At 29.0% G+C, this 18,917-nt stretch carries 15 protein-coding genes; 7 read left to right on the top strand and 8 right to left on the bottom strand.

Annotated features, from left to right (window positions below; translation table 11 throughout):
* Positions 1-3 precede the first annotated feature (3 nt).
* Entirely contained in the window at positions 4-1,095 is a 1,092-nt protein-coding gene (locus tag AC2TY9_RS05970; RefSeq protein WP_489780025.1) for an ABC transporter ATP-binding protein, read from the bottom strand.
* A 390-nt stretch (positions 1,096-1,485) separates the two neighbouring features.
* On the opposite strand from AC2TY9_RS05970, the gene AC2TY9_RS05965 reads away from it, so the two are divergent.
* On the top strand, positions 1,486-3,048 hold the full coding sequence (locus AC2TY9_RS05965; RefSeq protein WP_489780024.1) for a glycerol-3-phosphate dehydrogenase/oxidase: 1,563 nt from the start codon (positions 1,486-1,488) through the stop codon (positions 3,046-3,048).
* 81 nt (positions 3,049-3,129) lie between these two features.
* Complete coding sequence (locus AC2TY9_RS05960) at positions 3,130-3,846, top strand: GntR family transcriptional regulator (RefSeq protein ID WP_489780023.1); 717 nt, start codon at positions 3,130-3,132, stop codon at positions 3,844-3,846.
* Positions 3,847-3,878: 32 nt separating this feature from the next.
* Here the strand turns inward: AC2TY9_RS05960 and AC2TY9_RS05955 are convergent, their stop codons facing one another.
* The gene (locus AC2TY9_RS05955) at positions 3,879-5,501 is read right to left on the bottom strand and encodes an NADP-dependent glyceraldehyde-3-phosphate dehydrogenase (protein WP_489780022.1); all 1,623 of its coding nucleotides are present in this window, start codon (positions 5,499-5,501) and stop codon (positions 3,879-3,881) included.
* A gap of 154 nt (positions 5,502-5,655) precedes the next feature.
* Here AC2TY9_RS05955 and AC2TY9_RS05950 point away from each other — a divergent pair, with 154 nt between their 5' ends.
* On the top strand, positions 5,656-6,381 hold the full coding sequence (locus AC2TY9_RS05950; protein ID WP_489780021.1) for a GntR family transcriptional regulator: 726 nt from the start codon (positions 5,656-5,658) through the stop codon (positions 6,379-6,381).
* Positions 6,382-6,429: 48 nt separating this feature from the next.
* Here the strand turns inward: AC2TY9_RS05950 and AC2TY9_RS05945 are convergent, their stop codons facing one another.
* Genes AC2TY9_RS05945 through ptsP form a run of 3 tightly spaced genes read right to left on the bottom strand, consistent with a single transcriptional unit; the run spans position 6,430 to position 11,245 of the window.
* Entirely contained in the window at positions 6,430-7,824 is a 1,395-nt protein-coding gene (locus AC2TY9_RS05945; RefSeq protein ID WP_489780020.1) for a fructose-specific PTS transporter subunit EIIC, read from the bottom strand.
* A 23-nt stretch (positions 7,825-7,847) separates the two neighbouring features.
* Entirely contained in the window at positions 7,848-8,792 is a 945-nt protein-coding gene (pfkB, locus tag AC2TY9_RS05940; RefSeq protein WP_489780019.1) for a 1-phosphofructokinase, read from the bottom strand.
* Positions 8,793-8,797: 5 nt separating this feature from the next.
* Positions 8,798-11,245, bottom strand: a complete 2,448-nt coding sequence (gene ptsP / locus AC2TY9_RS05935) for a phosphoenolpyruvate--protein phosphotransferase (RefSeq protein WP_489780018.1) — start codon at positions 11,243-11,245, stop codon at positions 8,798-8,800.
* Between the two features lie 178 nt (positions 11,246-11,423).
* On the opposite strand from ptsP, the gene AC2TY9_RS05930 reads away from it, so the two are divergent.
* Entirely contained in the window at positions 11,424-12,122 is a 699-nt protein-coding gene (locus AC2TY9_RS05930; RefSeq protein ID WP_489780017.1) for a CerR family C-terminal domain-containing protein, read from the top strand.
* Here AC2TY9_RS05930 and AC2TY9_RS05925 read toward each other — a convergent pair.
* Together AC2TY9_RS05925 and AC2TY9_RS05920 are read right to left on the bottom strand one after the other, a co-directional pair.
* Entirely contained in the window at positions 12,111-13,064 is a 954-nt protein-coding gene (locus tag AC2TY9_RS05925; RefSeq protein ID WP_489780016.1) for an aminodeoxychorismate synthase component I, read from the bottom strand. The genes AC2TY9_RS05930 and AC2TY9_RS05925 overlap by 12 nt on opposite strands.
* A 3-nt stretch (positions 13,065-13,067) precedes the next feature.
* Entirely contained in the window at positions 13,068-13,955 is an 888-nt protein-coding gene (locus AC2TY9_RS05920; protein ID WP_489780015.1) for an aspartate carbamoyltransferase catalytic subunit, read from the bottom strand.
* A 168-nt stretch (positions 13,956-14,123) separates the two neighbouring features.
* Between AC2TY9_RS05920 and AC2TY9_RS05915 the strand changes: the two genes are divergently transcribed.
* Complete coding sequence (locus AC2TY9_RS05915; RefSeq protein WP_489780014.1) at positions 14,124-15,308, top strand: aspartate aminotransferase family protein; 1,185 nt, start codon at positions 14,124-14,126, stop codon at positions 15,306-15,308.
* Positions 15,286-16,473 carry a TolC family protein gene (locus AC2TY9_RS05910; RefSeq protein ID WP_489780013.1) on the top strand — a complete coding sequence of 396 codons (1,188 nt, stop codon included), beginning with the start codon at positions 15,286-15,288 and terminating at the stop codon, positions 16,471-16,473. Before AC2TY9_RS05915 ends, AC2TY9_RS05910 begins: the two co-directional genes overlap by 23 nt.
* Positions 16,474-16,486: 13 nt before the next feature.
* Here the strand turns inward: AC2TY9_RS05910 and pyk are convergent, their stop codons facing one another.
* The gene (pyk, locus tag AC2TY9_RS05905) at positions 16,487-17,947 is read right to left on the bottom strand and encodes a pyruvate kinase (protein ID WP_489780012.1); all 1,461 of its coding nucleotides are present in this window, start codon (positions 17,945-17,947) and stop codon (positions 16,487-16,489) included.
* A 171-nt stretch (positions 17,948-18,118) separates the two neighbouring features.
* Here pyk and AC2TY9_RS05900 point away from each other — a divergent pair, with 171 nt between their 5' ends.
* Positions 18,119-18,856: an OmpA family protein gene (locus AC2TY9_RS05900; protein WP_489780011.1), complete on the top strand. Its 738-nt coding sequence runs from the start codon at positions 18,119-18,121 to the stop codon at positions 18,854-18,856.
* Positions 18,857-18,917 lie beyond the last annotated feature (61 nt).

Raw genomic sequence — 18,917 nt, 5'->3', positions numbered from 1 at the left:
TTATTACCTTTCTTCTGCATAAGTTGCAGTTTTAAATAATTTTCCATCAGTATTAAATATAAACATATGTCTGGTATTAAGATAAACCTCAAGTTTAGAATTAAACTCTAAATCTTTTACACCATGAATTAAACCAATCCAATTATCATCATTATGTGTCATATGTAAAAAAGTTTCTGACCCTGTAATTTCTGTAACATTTAATCTTGTATCAAATCTAATCACATGCCCATCACTTGGATTTATTTCAAGATGATTTGGTCTAAACCCAGCAATATACTCGCCATCATCAAGTTTTTTTAGAACATCATGAATTCTTCTTTCTTCCCCATTTCCATAATATATCATGTTGCCTTTTTTATTAAATTTTAGGAAATTCATTGCAGGGTTAGAAAAAACTTTTGCAGTTATAGTATTTTTTGGATTATGGTAAACATCTGTTGTTTTACCAAACTGTGTAACTTTACCTTCCCATAAAGTAGCAACATTTCCACCAAGAAGTAATGCTTCTTCTGGCTCTGTAGTTGCATAAACAAATATTGCACCTGACTCTTTAAAGATTTTTGGAATCTCTTCTCTTAACTCTTCTCTTAATTTATAATCAAGATTTGCTAAAGGCTCATCAAGTAAAACTAAACCTGAACCTTTGACCAAAGATCTAGCTAGTGCACATCGTTGTTGCTGTCCACCTGATAGTTCCAAAGGTTTTTTAAATAGCATCTCTTCTGATAACTTCATTAGTTTTGCCGTTTTTCTTACAAGTTCATCAATTTCATTTTCATTTTTTTTCATGATTCTAAGTGGCGCAGCAATATTTTCATACACTGTCATAGTAGGATAATTGATAAATTGTTGATAAACCATTGCAACTTTTCTATCCTGTACTTTCATACCCGTTACATCCTTGCCCTGCCATATAACTTTTCCTGTACTAGGTACATCAAGACCAGCCATAATTCTCATCAATGATGTTTTTCCAGATAATGTTCTTCCAAGTAGTACATTCATAGTACCTTTGTGGAAGGATAAATTTGTTTTATAAATATGTGTTTGACCGTCAACAATCAAAGACACATCTTTAAGCTCCAATGACATAAATTCAACCCCCAAAACTGAATAATTATTCATGTAGTTTATATAGATATTATTAATATATTGTATTATGACATTATGATGTCATCAATTAATCTTGACGTATAGATTTTAAAAAACTGCTTAAAAAAAGTTGAATTTTAAAGAATTTTTAAATTTCTGAAAATCTTAAAAAAATCATTTTTTCACCTATAGAGCCTATACAATGGGGCTTATTAGAATTAAGCTTAATTTAAACTTATCTTGAAAAATTAATTTGTATAAAATTTATGCAATTTTGTTATCAAAAAGAAATAAAATCATGCTATCGATAAGTTTAATTTTATTGTTAGGACATTATAATGTTATAAAAATATTTACTTTTAACATAGAAAAAGTTAAAAAGGCTAAAAAATGGAAGCAAATAAATACGACATTATAATAATTGGTGGTGGAGCAACAGGAAGTGGTATTGCTCTTGATGCAGCATCAAGAGGAATGAAAACTGTAATACTTGAAATGAATGATTTTGGTGAAGGTACTAGTTCAAGAAGTACTAAACTAGTTCATGGTGGAGTTAGATATTTAGAAAAAGCAATAAAGCAATTAAATAAAGACCAATTCAATCTAGTTAAAGAAGGATTAAAAGAGAGATCAAGACTTCTTAAAAATGCACCACATATTTGTTCGCGATTAACTTTAGTTACTCCTCTTTATAGATGGTGGGAGGTTCCTTATATGTTTGTAGGTCTTAGCCTTTATGATTTTATATCAGGAAGAAGAGGATTAGGAAGAAGTTCTATTGTAACTAAATCAAATATGATAAAAAGATTCCCTGTTATAAAAAAAGATGGTTTGGCAGGTGGGGTTAAGTATTATGATGGTGCTTTCAATGATGCAAGATTAATAATATCACTTTTACAAACAGCAAAAGAGTATGGTGCAGAGTGTAAAAACCATCATAAAGTTACAGGTTTTATTTATGATGATAATAAAAAAGTATGTGCAGTAGAAGTACTAGACAAAATTAATGATAATAAATACATCCTAAAAGCAGATAATATTATCAACGCAGGTGGTGTTTTTGCAGATGAAGTTTTAAACCTTGATAATAAAAAAGCAAACAAAATGCTTGATTTAAGTTCAGGTACACATATTATATTAGATAAAAAGTATTTACCAAATGATGAAGGGCTTATGATTCCAAAAACTGAAGATGGAAGAGTTTTATTTATTTTACCTTGGATGGACAAATGTTTAGTAGGTACTACTGATGATCCTACAAAACTTGAAGTACATCCAAAAGTTAAAGATGAAGATATTGATTATATATTAAGACACTTGAAAATTTATTTTGATTTAGAAATTAGTAAAGATGAGATTTTATCTTCTTGGTGTGGAATAAGGCCACTTGTTAGACCTGAAGAGAATCAAGACACTTCTAATATTGTTAGAGAGCATGAGATTAGAGAAACATCAACTGGTCTGATTAGTATAATAGGTGGTAAATGGACAACTTATAGAAAAATGGCAGAGCATTTAGTTGATTACGTTTATAAATCTAAAAATTTAAAAAAAGAAAAATGTATTACAAAAAAACTAAAATTAGTTGGAAGTCAAAACCTAGATGAATCTTATGTTTCAAAAAACATCAATGAAAAGACTAACCAGTATTTATTATCTCAATATGGAGATAGATTAGAAAAAGTTTTAGCTTCTGTAGAAAACCTAGAATTTTTAAAAGAAGGTCATCCTTATACAAATGCAGAGCTTATCTATACTATTAAAGAAGAGTTTGTAGTTAAACCTATGGATTTTTTAGTTAGAAGATGTAATGTAGCTTTAATTGATATTAAAACATCAATAGAAATTTTAGATAAAGTAGTTGAAATAATGAAAAATGAACTTTCATGGAGTGAAGAAAAAGCATTAATAGAGAAAAATGAGGCTTTAGAACTATTAAATAATAGTATTTAGTTATTTTTATAGATTACTTATAAAAGATTATAAGTAATCTCATACTATAATATTTTTAATTGCAACACGAAAAGGATTAAATTGTTTACAAAAAATGGTATACCACTTTATGTTCAATTAAAAGAAAAGTTGAAAAAAGAGATAAAAGCTAATTACAATCCTAATGATAAGATCCCCTCTGAAGGTGATTTAGTTGGAAGATATCATGTAAGTAGAATTACAGTTAGAAAAGCAATTGAAGAACTTGAAAAAGAGAATATTGTTGAAAAAAAACATGGATATGGTACTTTTGTAAAAGAAAAAACTGTTACTTATGATGCAAATATCATAGGTTCTTTAACCCAAAGACTTCTAAAACAAAATAGAACACTTACAACAAAAACTAAATCATTTGAAATAATTGATAAAGATGAGAATCATTTTGCAAAAGATTTGTTAAATTGCGATAAATTACTGGTTATGAAAAGAACAAGACTATTAGAAGGTGAACCTTTTGCTTTAATGACTAATTATTTTGACTTAACTGTTGTTCCAGATCTTGATAAAAAATTTAATTTAGAATCTTTGTATTCATTTATAAAACAAGAATATGGGATTACACTTCATAGTTCGGATGAAACTATAGAGTCTGTTGCAGCAGATGCATTCCAAGCAGAACAACTAGAAATTGAAGTTGGAAAACCTCTTTTATCTTTAAAAAGATTATCATTTGATGAGAATGATACACCAATAGAATACTCTCATTTACTTATAAAAGCAAATCTATATAAACATAAAATTAAATTAGTTAACGAGTGATTAATTATTGCGGAAAATCCGCAATAATATTTTTATAATATAAAATTAGTTGATAAGAAATTAGATTTATGATCTCTTAATATTGCTTGTACAATCTCTTTGTTATCACTATCATCTTTTAGTGCCACCATAGATCTAATACTAAATGCTCTTAGGGCATCACTTACAGAAAGTGTACTTTGAGCAGAATCTTTTCTCCCTGTAAATGGGAAAATATCAGGTCCTCTTTGACATTGTGAGTTTATATTTACCCTACTTACTTGATTTACAAAACCATCAATCATTTTTGCAATTTCGTCTGAGTTTTTACCAAAAATACTAACTTGTTGACCATAATTTGATTCCATTAAATATCTCATTGGCTCTTTGATATCTTTATATGTTAAAATTGGAACGATAGGCCCAAACTGTTCTTCATGATAGATTTTCATTTTTTCATTTACAGGATATAAAACTGCTGGATACATAAATGTATTTTTTATTGTTCCACCATTTTTATTTACAACTTTTGCACCATTTTCAACTGCATCATCAATTAATTCTTTTAAATAATCAGTTTTTTTATACTCAGGAAGTGCAGTTATTTGAACATCTTTATCCCAAGGAAGTCCAAATTTTATCTCATCAATCTTTTTATTAAACTGCTCTAAAAAACTTCCAACAATATTTTCATGAACAAATAAAATTTTTAAAGCTGTACATCGTTGACCATTAAAAGATAAAGAACCTGCAACACACTCATTTACTGCAACATCTAAATTTGCATCAGGCATTATAATTCCTGCATTTTTAGCTTCTAAACTAAGTATAGCTTTTAATCTATTTGGTTTTGGATGATTATGTTTTAATTTACTTGCAACATTTGAACTTCCAATAAATGCTAATACATCTACTTTCCCACTTTGCATCAATGGAGTTAAGAGTTCAGCCCCTGAACCATAAAGAGTATTTACAACACCTTTTGGAAAAGAGTCTCTAAATGCTTCAAGTAGAGGTTTATGTAATAAAACGCCAAATTTTGGTGGCTTAAATATCACAACATTTCCCATAATAAGTGCAGGAATCAATGTAGTAAAAGTTTCATTTAATGGATAATTAAATGGCCCCATACACAAAGTAACACCAATAGGAGATCTTTTAATTTGTGCTAAAATGCCCGATTTTATTTCTAATTTTGAATCTTTTCTATCTAAAGTTTTTAGTTCATCAATAGTATCTTTTATATAATCAACTGTTCTATCAAACTCTTTTTGAGAATCTTTGAGTGATTTTCCAATTTCCCACATTAAAAGATTTACAACCTCTTCTCTTTTTTCAACCATTTTAAAAGTAAACTTTTCAATTGCTTTAATTCTTTCACTTACTTTCATTTGAGGCCATTCACCCATCCCCATATTGTAAGCTTCACTTGCAGAATCTAAAGCCATTTTTGCTTCATTTTGAGTTAACTTTGGATATGAACCTAATTTAACTTGCTTTTTTCCATTTTCATTTAAACATATAGGAGAGAGAACATCTTGTTTTGCCCCTTCCCATTTTCTTATTTCTCCGTTTATTAAATACTCATTTTGAATAATCTCATCACTTAATCTAAACTCTTCAGGGATGTTATTCATAGAAGTAAAAACAGAGTCTAATTTTTTATTACTTGACATATAATTCCTTTTAAAATTCATGATAACATTATAATGTTTAGAAGATGAAATTCAACTTAAACATTATAATGATATAATCATCATATGTTTATATAATGATTATTTAAAATTAATTTAAATAAACTATATGATAAATAATTCATTAAGGACTCTTTTGTTTAATAAAAAAGGTATACCTCTATATATACAATTAAAAGAATTACTTCAAAAAGATATTAATAAAAACTATAAACCAGGTGAGATAATTCCTGCTGAACCAAAGCTTGAAGAGATTTACAATGTAAGTAGAATTACTATTAGAAAGGCTATAGAAGAGCTTGAAAGAGAAAATATTGTCAAGAAAAAACAAGGAAAAGGAACTTTTGTCTTAGAGCAAAAAATACTTTATGATGCAAGTTCAATTGGTTCTTTAACCCAAAGATTATCAAAACAAAATCAAAAGTTACAAACAAAATCAATAGAATATGCGTTAATTGAAGATGATCATTATGTAAAAGATTTATTAAAATGTGAAAAACTTTTAGCTATAAAAAGATTAAGAACATTAAATGGAAAACCACTTGCTTTGATGACAAATTATCTAGATTTTGAAAAAGTACCTAATTTAGAAAAAAGATTTAATATAGAATCCCTTTACACTTTTTTAAAAGAGAAATATGGGATTATGTTTTATAATGCTGAAGAAACTGTTGAAGCAAAAGCGCCAACAAAAGATGAAAAAAAGAGACTAGATATAAAAGATGATACACCTTTGTTGTCTTTAAATAGATTATCTTTTGATAAAGAAAACAACCCTTTAGAGTTTTCAAATGTTAGAGTTAGGGCTGATATGTATAAGCACAAAATCACAATTTTTGAAGATACTATCTCAAATAACTAAAACTATATATTTATATTTTGAAAAGGGAAATTATCCCTAATCAAAATATTAATTAGAAGCAATTGGCTTTTTAAGTATCATTAACATAACAGCAGTAACTATTGCACCCGCTGCAATTGATAGGCCATACATTGCTAAATTTGTAACTGCATTTGGAATTGCAAGTACAAAAATACCTCCATGTGGAGCTGCTAATTTACATCCAAATGCCATACTCATAGCACCAGCAACTGCTGAACCAGCCATAAGTGAAGGGATAACTCTTAATGGATCTTTTACTGCAAAAGGAATAGCACCTTCAGTAATAAAACAAATACCAAGAACACCTGCTGCCTTTCCAGCTTGTAATTCTGATTTTTCAAATCTATTTTTTGCAATCATAGTTGCAATAAAAATACCAAGTGGAGGAGTCATACCAGCTGCCATAGCAGCAGCAATTGGTCCTGTAACACCACTGGCAAGTAGTCCAACTGAAACAGTATAAGCTGCTTTATTAACAGGACCACCCATATCAAAGGCCATCATAAGACCAATAATAAGTCCAACTAATACTGCATTTGAACCACTCATACTTTCTAAGAAATGTTTTAATGAATCATTGATATATCCAACTGGACCACCAACAATATAAATCATAACTAAACCAACAACTAAAGTTGCAAGTAATGGTACAACTAATACTGGCATCAACCCTTCAAAATTTTCAGGCAATTTAATGTTTTCAACAATCCACTTTGAAACATAACCTGCTAAAAAACCTGCAACAATACCACCTAAAAAACCAGCAGCTATATTAGAAGCTAACATACCACCAATAAGTCCAGGGGCAAGTCCAGGTCTATCTGCAATAGAAAATGCAATATATCCAGATAAAACTGCAACCATAATATGAAATGCTGCACCACCACCAATATCCATTAATGCTGCTGCAATAGTACCTTTTTCTTTAAATGCTTCAATACCAAAAACAAACGATAGTGCAATTAAAAGTCCCCCAGCAACAACCACTGGAAGCATATATGAAACACCTGTTAAAAGGTGTTTATATGCACCTGTTGTTTGAGATTTTCTTTCACTTTTAATCTCTTTTACTTGCTCTTTTAATGCAGATGAATCTACACCAGTACTTGAGTGAACTAATGTTGAAGACAATGCACTACTAATAACCTCATCAGTATTTTTTATTGCTTCACCTGTTGAAGTTTCAAAATATTTTTTACCTTCAAATCTTGTCATTTCAACATGAGTATCTGCTGCTATTAATACAACATCTGCATTTGAAATTTCCTCTTCAGTTAATGCATTTTTTGCCCCAACTGAACCTTGAGTTTCTACTTTTATTTCATGTCCACTGTCAGCTGCAATCTTCTCTAATGCAGAAGCTGCCATAAATGTGTGTGCTATACCTGTAGGACAAGCTGTAATTGCCACAATCTTTGCCATAATTTTCCCTTTTTGTAAATTTTTTAGTCCAAACTAATTGGAACAACGTCTAGATCATTACTTAGTTTTTTCAACTCCTCCTTGGATGATAGGTAGGCACCTATAGTTTTTAATGCATTTAATGAATAAGTTGATGCTAGTTTAATACTCTCTTCTAAAGACAATTCATTTATTTTTGAATATACAAGTCCAGAAAGTAATGCATCCCCTGCACCAACAGTTGTATTAACTTCAGCTTTTAAAGCAACTGCATGAAAAGCCTCTTTTTCATTTACAATTAAAGAACCCTTTTCACCCATAGAAATACATACTGTATCAATACCATCTTTAATTAAATTTTTTGCTATAGGTAAAATCTCTTTTATATCACATGAAATATTTTTTGATAAAAGTTGTGAAAGTTCATGGTTATTTGGTTTTATTAAATTTGGTTTTGCTTTCATTCCATTTATCAAAGCATCACCACTTGCATCAAAGGCAATTTTTATACCTAAATTGTGAGCTTTATTTATCCATTTCTCATAAATATTGCTTTCAATTCCTTTTGGCAAACTTCCTGAAAAAACATACCAAGAAGCTTCTTTTTTTGAAAAAAGTATCTTCTCTAATTTATTTAAATTCTCTTCATCTATTTCAAAACCAGCTTGATTTACATCTGTAACTGTTTTATTTTTAGGATCAACTATTTTAACATTTACTCTAGTTTGAGTATCTAAATATAAAAATCTATTTTCTATATTTTGTTTTTTAAAAAACTCTTCAAAAATCTCACAGTTTTTTGAACCTAAAAAACCTGTTGCACCAACTTTTAAATTTGAACTTGCTAAATATGAAGCTACATTTACACCTTTTCCAGCCGCACTATTTTGAAGTTTTTCAACTCTATTTACATTATCAATTTTAAAATTATTGATATTTACTGTTTGATCAATTGCAGGATTTAAAGTAACTGTTAATACATCTAACATAACAATTACTTTTCTAAGAATCTAACTTCATCAGAAGTTTGAAGACTCAATGCTTTTAAAGCAAGCTCTTCACACTCTTTAAATGAAGTTTTTCTAATTTCTGATTTTATATTTGCTATAGAAGAAGCAGTTACAGATAACTCTTTTACACCAAGACCTGTTAAGATTTTAGCAGCAAGTGGGTTTGCAGCTAAATTTCCACATACCCCTACCCATTTATTCTCTTTTTTTGCAGCATCGCAAGTCATCTTAATCATCTTCAAAACAGCAGGATGCAGAGCATCTGCTTTTTTTGCTAAACCTTGATGACCTCTATCCATTGATAACACATATTGAGTTAAGTCATTTGTTCCTATTGAGAAAAAATCAGCTTCTTTTATGAAATGTTCAGCCATTAAAACTGCACTTGGAACTTCAATCATCATACCAATATCAATTTTTGAAGCACCAACTTCAAGCCTAACCTCTTCAGCTATTTTGGAAGCTTCTCTAAACTCTTCCAATAATCCTACCATTGGAAACATAATTTTTATTGGACCATATTTACTAGCTTGAAATATAGCTCTTAATTGCTCTTTAAATAAATCTTTATATTCAAGACATAACCTAATTCCTCTTATACCTAAAAATGGATTATCTTCTTTTGGCATATTTAAATAAGGAACCTCTTTATCTCCACCAATGTCTAAAGTTCTTACAATTAATGGTAAGCCATTTAAATGTTGAACCATCTTCTTATAAGCTTGAAATTGTTCTGTTTCATTAGGAGCACTATCTCTTTCTAGAAATAAAAACTCTGTTCTTAAAAGTCCAACACCTTCAGCTCCATTATTAACTGCTTCTAAGGCTGCATCTGCATTGGCAATGTTTGCAACAATTTCCATTCTATGTTTATCTTTTGTAATGGCAGGGGTAAATCTTTTAGAAAACTCTTTTTGTTTTTGTATTTCTTCTTGTTCTTTTATTTTTTTAGCTAAATCTAAATCGTTTTTTGTGGGACTTATAACTAAAATTCCTGAATCACCATCGGCAATTGCATTTTGTGAACTTATATTTAAAACACCCTCCCCTACACCTGCAATTGATGGAATTCCCATAGATCTTGCTAAAATTGCTGTATGGGAAGTACTTCCACCTTTTGCAGTGACTATTGCTAAAACTTTTTGTTTATCAAGTTTTGAAGTTTCAGAAGGGGTCATATCTAAAGATATTAAGATTGAAGGTTCTTTTATGTCAACTTTTGTAGATTTAACTGCATTTTCATCTAAATATCTTAAAACTCTTTTACCAATGTCTTTGATATCATTTGCTCTTTGAGATAACCTTAAATCATTAAGTGAACTTAATGCCTTCATTTCATCTTTTATAATTTCCCACCATGTATATTCTGCGCTTACACCATCAACAATTGCATTTAAAGCTTTATTTTGTAATTCTGGGTCTTTTATTAAACTTAAATGAGCAATAAAAATATCCATTCTATTTTTGTCAACTGTTTCATGTTTTTTGTGTAACCATTGATTTAAATCATTGGCTGCTTTATCTAAAGCATTTCTTAATTTTTTTCTCTCTTCATGGGAAGGTTTACCCTCTTTTTTTATCTCTATTATATCTTCATTAAGAATAATCACAGGACCAATTGCCATTCCTGGTGCTGCTGGAACCCCTTCTATTCTATCACCTTGATATTCCCTTTTTGTTATTTCTGTTTTAAGCTCTTCACTTGTTTCTTCACCCATTCCACCGTTTACTAAATTAACCAAAGCTTCTAAGGCTTCATTCTCATCATCACCTTTTGTTGAGATAAGAAAGGTGCTTTTTCCTGTAATTCCCAGTTTTAAGATAGATGCTACAGATTTTCCATTTGCTGCTTTTCCATCAAATTCTATTTGAACTTTACAATTGTATTTATTTGACTCATCAACAAATAAAGATGCAGGTCTGGCATGAAAACCAACTGAACCTGGGAATATCACTTCTTTTTTTGTATCAAAATGTTCTATTTCTTGATTATCTTCTTTTTTCTCATTTGAGTTTAAAGTATTTAGTATAAGGTTAATATCTTTTGTAGTTGCTAATTTTTTTGCTGCTTCATCATCCATTAAAAGATTTGTAAGTTGTGACAAGATTTCAATATGTTCATCACTTTTTGCTGCAATTCCTACAATTATATGTGCTTTTTCATCATCTTTCCATACTACACCATTAGGAACTTGTAAAACAGCAATCCCAGTTTTTAATATATGATTTCTATTTTCTTGAAGTCCATGGGGAATACAAATACCATTTCCTAAATATGTATTTGAGATCTCTTCTCTACCAAAAAGAGAATCAATATACTCAGTTTTTATATAACCACCATCAACAAGAAGATTACCAACCTCTTCTATCGCCTTCTTTTTTGAGTCAATATTAGATCCTAATTTGACCATGTTTTTTTCTAGTTTAAGCATTTCTTTTCCCTTAATTTACTAAAAACTTATAAGACACAATTCTAATTATATTTTCTTATATTCAAATTATGACAACAATGAATTTAATAGAAACTTAAACAAACGTTTGAATTAAACAATTGTTTATATAACCTTTTATTTGTTATAATCACTTTGAATAAATCTAAAAAGAGAAAAATTGTTTGAAATTAAAGATAATCATTTAAAATTGTTCGAAGAATTTAATCTTGAAAATACAAGAGATAGACTTATTAAAACTGCTATGGAGATGTTTGCTGAACAAGGTTTTGATAAAACTTCTGTAAGAGAACTTGCTCGCGAAGCCAATGCAAATATCGCAGCAATAAATTATCACTTTGGCGGAAAAGAAGGACTTTATCAAGCTGTACTTGAATACATAGTAGATTATATGGATTCTTGGGCAATGCCACTTATAAGTGCCTATGATGACTTTTTAGAAGAGCAAAATGGAACTTTTGAGATGAATAAAACTATCAATTGGATTGAAGAGTTCATTGATACTTTTATAACAAGAGCTTTTGAGTCATATGAATCAAATATTCTACTTCATAAAATTATTGTTAGAGAACAATTAAAACCAAGCCTTGGCTTTAACAAAATTTATAGCATGGCCTCTTTGAAACTAGCTGAACATATTATTAATGACTTGTTAAGTAAGATTTCTGATGCAAATGAGGATAAGATTATCATTTATACAAACTCTATCATAGGTCTTATGCATAGATTTGTTTCTGCAAATAGTTCTGTTAGAGGTGAATTAAATGTAAAAGATTTTACTAAATCTCAAAAAAAAGATATTAAAGAACTTATTATCTATCAAGTAAAAAATACCCTCTTACAATTTTTAAAAGGGTAAATATATTTTATCAACTAGCTCTTCAAACTCACTAGTGGCATCTGAATCACAAGTTATACCACCACCACTTTTATAAAAGAACTCTCCATCTTTATTTTTTTCAATAAATCTTATCATCACTGCACTATTTAAAGTCTTATTTTCATATATACCAAAAATACCAGTATAAAAATCTCTTTCATAGTTTTCACATTTTTTTAAAATCTCAACTGTTTTTTTCTTTGGACAACCAGTAATAGAGCCAGCAGGTAGAATTGAAGTTAAAATATCCCCTATCCTCTCATTCCAGTTTTCTTCAAGATGTCCTGAGATTTTGGAACTTACTTGTAGAAGTTTTTTCTCCCCAGCATTAATTTTATCAATATATCTAAACTTATCAACTCTTATTTTTTTCGCAACAATCCCTAAGTCATTTCTTAGTAAATCAACAACCATTGTGTGTTCGGCCATCTCTTTTTTATCACCTAAAATCATAGCTTCTGCATTTGGGATTTTTGAGTCAATTGTCCCTTTCATAGGATATGTATAAATTTTATTTTTGTTAATTTCTATAAATTTTTCTGGAGAGAAACATACAAAGTCATCAAAAAATTTTAATTTGAATTTTGACTTTGCTTTTTCATAAATCTCATCGAGTGATAGTTTTGAATCTATTTTAGTTTTAGAAGTTAAGTTTAAAAGGTATGAATTCCCAAGTCTTATATGCTCTTGTATAAAATCAAATCTTTTTTTATACTCTTCATAAGAGATTGGCTCTTTTATAATTCTATGATTCTTTGTAACTTTAGAAGAAACTTTTTCATTTATACTATATTTTATATCAGAAGGAAGTTCATTTAGAGGTTTTACAAAAAAATTTGATAAGTCATATGAGATACAAAAAAAGAATGGCTCATCTAAAGAGCCATACTTATTTAATATACTTTTTAGTTCTTCGTTCAAGTCTTATTTTTTTTGATTAACTATTAGTTTTTTTAAAATTGCCATTCTAACAGCAACTCCATTTGTAACTTGTTCTAAAACTTTATTTCTTGGATCAATTAACATCTCATCTGAGATATCAACATTTCTATTTACTGGACCTGGGTGTAATAATAAAATATTTCTATCACCAAAAGTCTCTTTTGTTATACAATAATCTTTAGCATATTCTTGTAAAGATGAGAAATATATTTCATTATGTCTTTCAAGTTGAGTTCTTAAACTCATAACCACATCAACTTCATCAATAACTTCTGAGATATGATCATATTGCTTAAATTCACTAGTATCATCTTTAAAACAATCTGGGGCAACAAAACAAACATCTATCCCAAATCTAGGAAGAAGTCTTTTATTTGAACCTGCAACTCTTGAAGTTCTCACATCACCAACAATTGCAATTTTTTTACCTTCTGTTTTTCCATCAAAGTGTTCCATAATAGTAAAAAGATCTAATAAAGCTTGAGTAGGATGGGCATTATTACCATCTCCTGCATTTATAATAGGACAATCTACATGATTAACTAAACTTGCAGGCAAGCCACTTTCAGAGTGTCTAATAATAATTGCATCAGGTTTTGTGGCATTAATATTTGCAACTGTATCAAAAGTAGTTTCACCTTTGTTAATAGAAGATGTTCCTAAATCAAGTGCAATTATTTCTGCTCCTAACCTTTTTGCTGCTGTTTCAAAGGCACTTCTCGTTCTTGTTGAATTTTCAAAAAACAAAACAACAATTATTTTACCTTTTAGAATCTGTCTTGATTCCATATCCAAAAATTCTCTAGCATCATCATAAAGTTCAAGTATTTCTTCTTTTGTAAAGTCACTAGTTGATATTAAATGCTGCATTTTCCACCTTTAATTTTGATTTTGATTTTAGCTAAAAGCAGATTAATAAATATTTACATACTTAGATATTATTATGTTTGTTTATATCTTAATAAAAGAACTTGAAAATGTTAATTTTCTGTTTAAATAAATTAGATATAATTTTATCCAATAAAACAAGGAAAACTTATGTTAGAACAATTAGATAAACAATACGTATTAAATACTTATCCAAGAAATTACATAAACTTTAAAAAAGGTATTAATGCAACACTATATGATGAAAATAATAAAGACTATATAGATTTCACTTCTGGTATTGGTGTTGTATCTGTTGGTCATGGAAATAAAGAAGTTGCTGATGCAATTTACGAGCAAGTTAAAAATATTACACATATTTCCAATCTATATGCCATAGAACCGCAAGCAAGACTTGGTGAAAAGATTGCCAAACTTTCAAATATGGATGTTGCTACATTTTTTGCAAACTCTGGAGCTGAGGCAAATGAAGGTGCAATTAAATTAGCAAGAAAATATGGTGAGACAAAATTTGACAAAAAAAAATATAAAGTTATAACTTTAGAACACTCTTTCCATGGAAGAACAATTACAACAGTTAAAGCAACAGGACAAAGTTCTTTTCATAATCCGAATTTTGCCCCTTATCCAGAAGGTTTTTCTTTTAATAGTACCATTGAAGATATTTATAATTCAATTGATGATGAGACAGTTGCAGTTATGATTGAACTTGTTCAAGGTGAAGGTGGTGTACAACCATTTGATAAAAAAGAGATTCAAGAATTAGCAAAATTCTTAAAAGATCAAAACATACTTTTAATAATTGATGAAGTTCAAACAGGGATATATAGAACTGGAGAATTTCTAGCAGCAAATCTATATGAAATTGAACCAGATATTATAACCTTAGCAAAAGGTTTAGGTGGAGGTGTAGCAATTGGAGCAGTAGTAACAAAACATAAAGATATTTTTACTCCTGGTGATCATGGTTCTACATTTGGAGGAAACTATCTCTCAACTGCAAGTGCAAATAAAGTTTTAGATATTTTAGATAAGTATAAAAACTCAGGGGCCTTAGATGAAGCCATAATCTATTTTGGTAATAAGTTATCTGAAATATATAAAAAGTATCCAAACTTATTCACTTCCCAAGTTGGTTTAGGACTAATGAGAGGATTAAGAGTAAAAGATAGCGAGACACTTCAGCAGATTATTAAAAACTGTTTTGAAGAGGGTGTTCTTGTTCTAAAAGCAGGTAAAAATACAATGAGACTTTTACCTCCATTAACAATTACAAAAGAAGAAATCAACATTGGATTTGAAAGGCTAGATAATGCACTCTCAAAAATTAAATAGTCTATTTTTAGTATCTTTTCTTACCTTTTCCTTAGGATTAAATGCCCAAGATAAATTGGATGAAAATATACTTTCAAAAGATAGACTTAATCTTTTTGAATACAATAATAAAAAAAATGAAGAAAATAGTTCAAAGCTAAAGAAAGATTGGGTTAATCCTATAACTCTTTCTTTTGCAAAAAGTTATACTGATACAAATAACACTACAACTAGTTCTATTAGTATAAATCAACCTATATTTAAAAGTGGTGGAATCTATTCAGCCATTAAATATGCAAATGCAAATTATGAGTATAATAATTTTGATATAGAACTTCAGAAAAAAGAGTTAATTAAAACAGCAACTACTTTACTATTTAACTTAAATATTATAGATTTAAATATTAAAAAGAATGAATTACTACTAAAAAATAAAGAGATTGAAGTTCAAAGAAAAAAAGAACAAGTAATGAACGGCTTTTTAGATACTTCTTCTTTAGACAATGCTATTATTGATGCTAACTCAATAAAAAACAACCTTGCAGACTTATATTATCAAAAAGAGGAGTTAGATTATAACTTTTCAAATATTGCAAGTGGTGATTATCAAAGTTTTGAACTTCCTATTTTATCATTAAATGATGAAGATACATATTTAAAAAACAATTTAGAATTAGCAAAAGCAAAAGCAGATATTGAACAAAATGACAATTTTGTAGATATGACTATCTCAAAATATTTGCCTCAAGTAAATGCAAACTTTAACCATAAACAAAACCATGAAAAAGACAATGGTTTCCCAACAAATGAAAATGTAAATAGCTATGGTTTTTCAGTTTCTATTCCTTTAGATATAAGAACTTTTAATGATATTGAAACCCAAAGAATCAACTATTTAAGTTCTAAATTAAACTTAAAAAATCAAGAATTAGAAGAGAAAAACTTTTATAGAACTAAACTTTCTAAAATAAAAATGTATGATAATAAAAAAGAGATTGCAAAAAGTGATTATGAACTTTATAGTTCTTTATTAGAGGTTATTATTGAAGAAAGAGATGCCCAATTAAAAACACAAAGTGATGTTGATATTTTGAAAAACTCTCAGGAGATTAGATCAATTGAGTTAAATATTTTAGAACTTCAAAAACAAATAGAACTTCTTGAACTATACGCTAAAATGAGTTAAAGATAAGAAGTTATTACTTCTTATCTTTTGGTAGTTCTAAATAATATTCTAACTCTGATGGAGTTAAAACTTTAATAGTATTTGTACTTCCTGGAACACCTACTGGATATCCAAAGGTAGCAATATATGTTGCAGTTTTATCTAAATAACCTTTTTCATCTAAAACCTTTAACATTTTTTGTATCATTTTTGAAGCACCCGCTTCTTTAATTTTTGCAATTGGTTCAACACCCCATAATCCACACATTGGATTTAACACCCTTCTTTGGTGTGTAAACATATAGATATTTGTTTTAGGTCTATATCTTGAGATTTTTCTACCAGATAAACCAGAACTTGTTAATGCAATAATACCTTTAGCGCCAATATCATCAGCTAACTTTGTAGCTGTACCTTGAATAACATCAAAACTATCATGATAAGATAATTTATTGTGTTTATCATATGGATAAATCTCTTCAGTTTTAGCAATAATATTTGCCATTGTTCTAACAGTATTAATTGGATCAATACCAACTGCACTCTCTTCAGAAAGCATAACAGCATCAGTTCCATCAAGTACTGCATTTGCAACATCTGAGATTTCTGCTCTTGTAGCTCTTTCATTGTGAGTCATTGATAAAAGCATTTGTGTTGCTGTAATTACAGGGATACAAGCTTCATTTGCTTTTTTAATAAGCGTTTTTTGAATTGTTGGAACTTCATAATAAGGAACTTCAATTCCTAAATCTCCCCTTGCAACCATAAGCCCATCAGAAACCTCAATAATCTCATCAATATTTTCAACTGCATCAAACTTCTCAATTTTTGCAATTAGTTTACCTTGATAATTTCCAAGAAGTTTTTTTGCAGTTAACATATCGTTTTTATTTTGTACAAAGGAAATTGCAAAGTAATCAACCTTGTTTTTAACACCCCATGCAATATCTTCTTCATCTTTTCTCGTAATTACATTAATATCAATTACTGTATTTGGAAAGTTAATACCTTTTTTTGATGTTAAAGTACCATGGTTTTCAACAGTAGCAACCACTTTGTCACCAGTTTCTATAACTCTTGCTCTAATAGTTCCATCATATAAATAGATATATTCATCAACTTTCACTTTGTCTAATAGTTCTGGATAATTTGTTGAAACCATATATTTTTTATCTGATTCTTTATATCCTATAATCTCTTCTTTTAAAAATGTGATTTCATCACCTTGAAAAAGTTCAAATTTCTCCTTTAACTCACCTATTCTTACCTTTGGTCCAGAGATATCTTGTAAAACTGCAATTGTCACATCAAGTTTGTTCATTACAGTTCTAATATTTTTTAAAGTTTCTTCATGATATTCATGTGAACCGTGAGAAAAATTCAATCTAAACATATTTGCACCAGCTTTTACTAGTCCTTCAATTACTTCTACACTATTACTTGCAGGTCCAAGTGTTGCCAATATCTTAGTTTTTTTATAGCCTGTTTTATACACTTTTGGCTCCTTTTATTTTTTCTAAAACATATTGTATCATAATTAAACTAGTATATTAGTTAAATATATTAGTTAGTTAACTAAGTTTAATTACATCTAATTAAATTTTTTCACTTTTGTTTCACAATATGATAGTTATAATAATCTTATACAAAAAAAAGGATTAATACCATGAAAAAGTTATCACTTTTTAAACAAATTACTTCAATTTCTGTTGTATTAGCAGTTTTATCAGGGTGTGCCACTACCCAAGGTACAAATACATCATCAAATAATGCTCAAATGAATAAAACCCAATCAGGTGCACTAATTGGTGGTATTTTAGGAGCTGTTATTGGTGCCTCTACATCAGGAGGTGGAGCAAAAAGAGCCGTTATTGGTGGGGCTATTGGTGCTGCAGTTGGTGGCGGAATTGGTTACTCTATGGACCAACAAGCAAAAGAAGTTGCACAAGAATTAAATACTAATGTTAACAACAATCCAAATGCTGCATTAGATCCAAATTCAGATTTAATTGTATCAAATACAGACAAATACGTAAAAATAATGTTAAGAGATAGTATGGTTTTTGAAACAAACTCTGCTGTACCAACCCCAACAGCAGCAAGAAAAATCTCTAAAATCTCTGATGTATTAAAAAACTATCCAAATACAATTGTACAAGTTGTTGGATTTACAGATAATAGAGGTTCATACGAATATAACCAGCGTCTTTCAAATCAAAGAGCAGCAAATGTAGGGAATACAATCTATAATAGTGGTATAAAAAATCAGATCTTTTCAAAAGGTTGCTCTTATAATAAACCAATTGCACCAAATAATTCAACTGAAAACATGGGTTTAAATAGAAGAGTAGAGATTTACCTTTATGCAAACCAACAATCAATCATTGATGCATGTGTAGAATAATTCTAAATAAAAAGTAAAAGAGAAAAGCTCTTTTACTTTCTAAATTAAAATCTTTTTATTT

The organism is Arcobacter sp. ISO1 (assembly GCF_058105185.1).
This window is presented reverse-complemented; position numbering and strand designations above follow the sequence as displayed.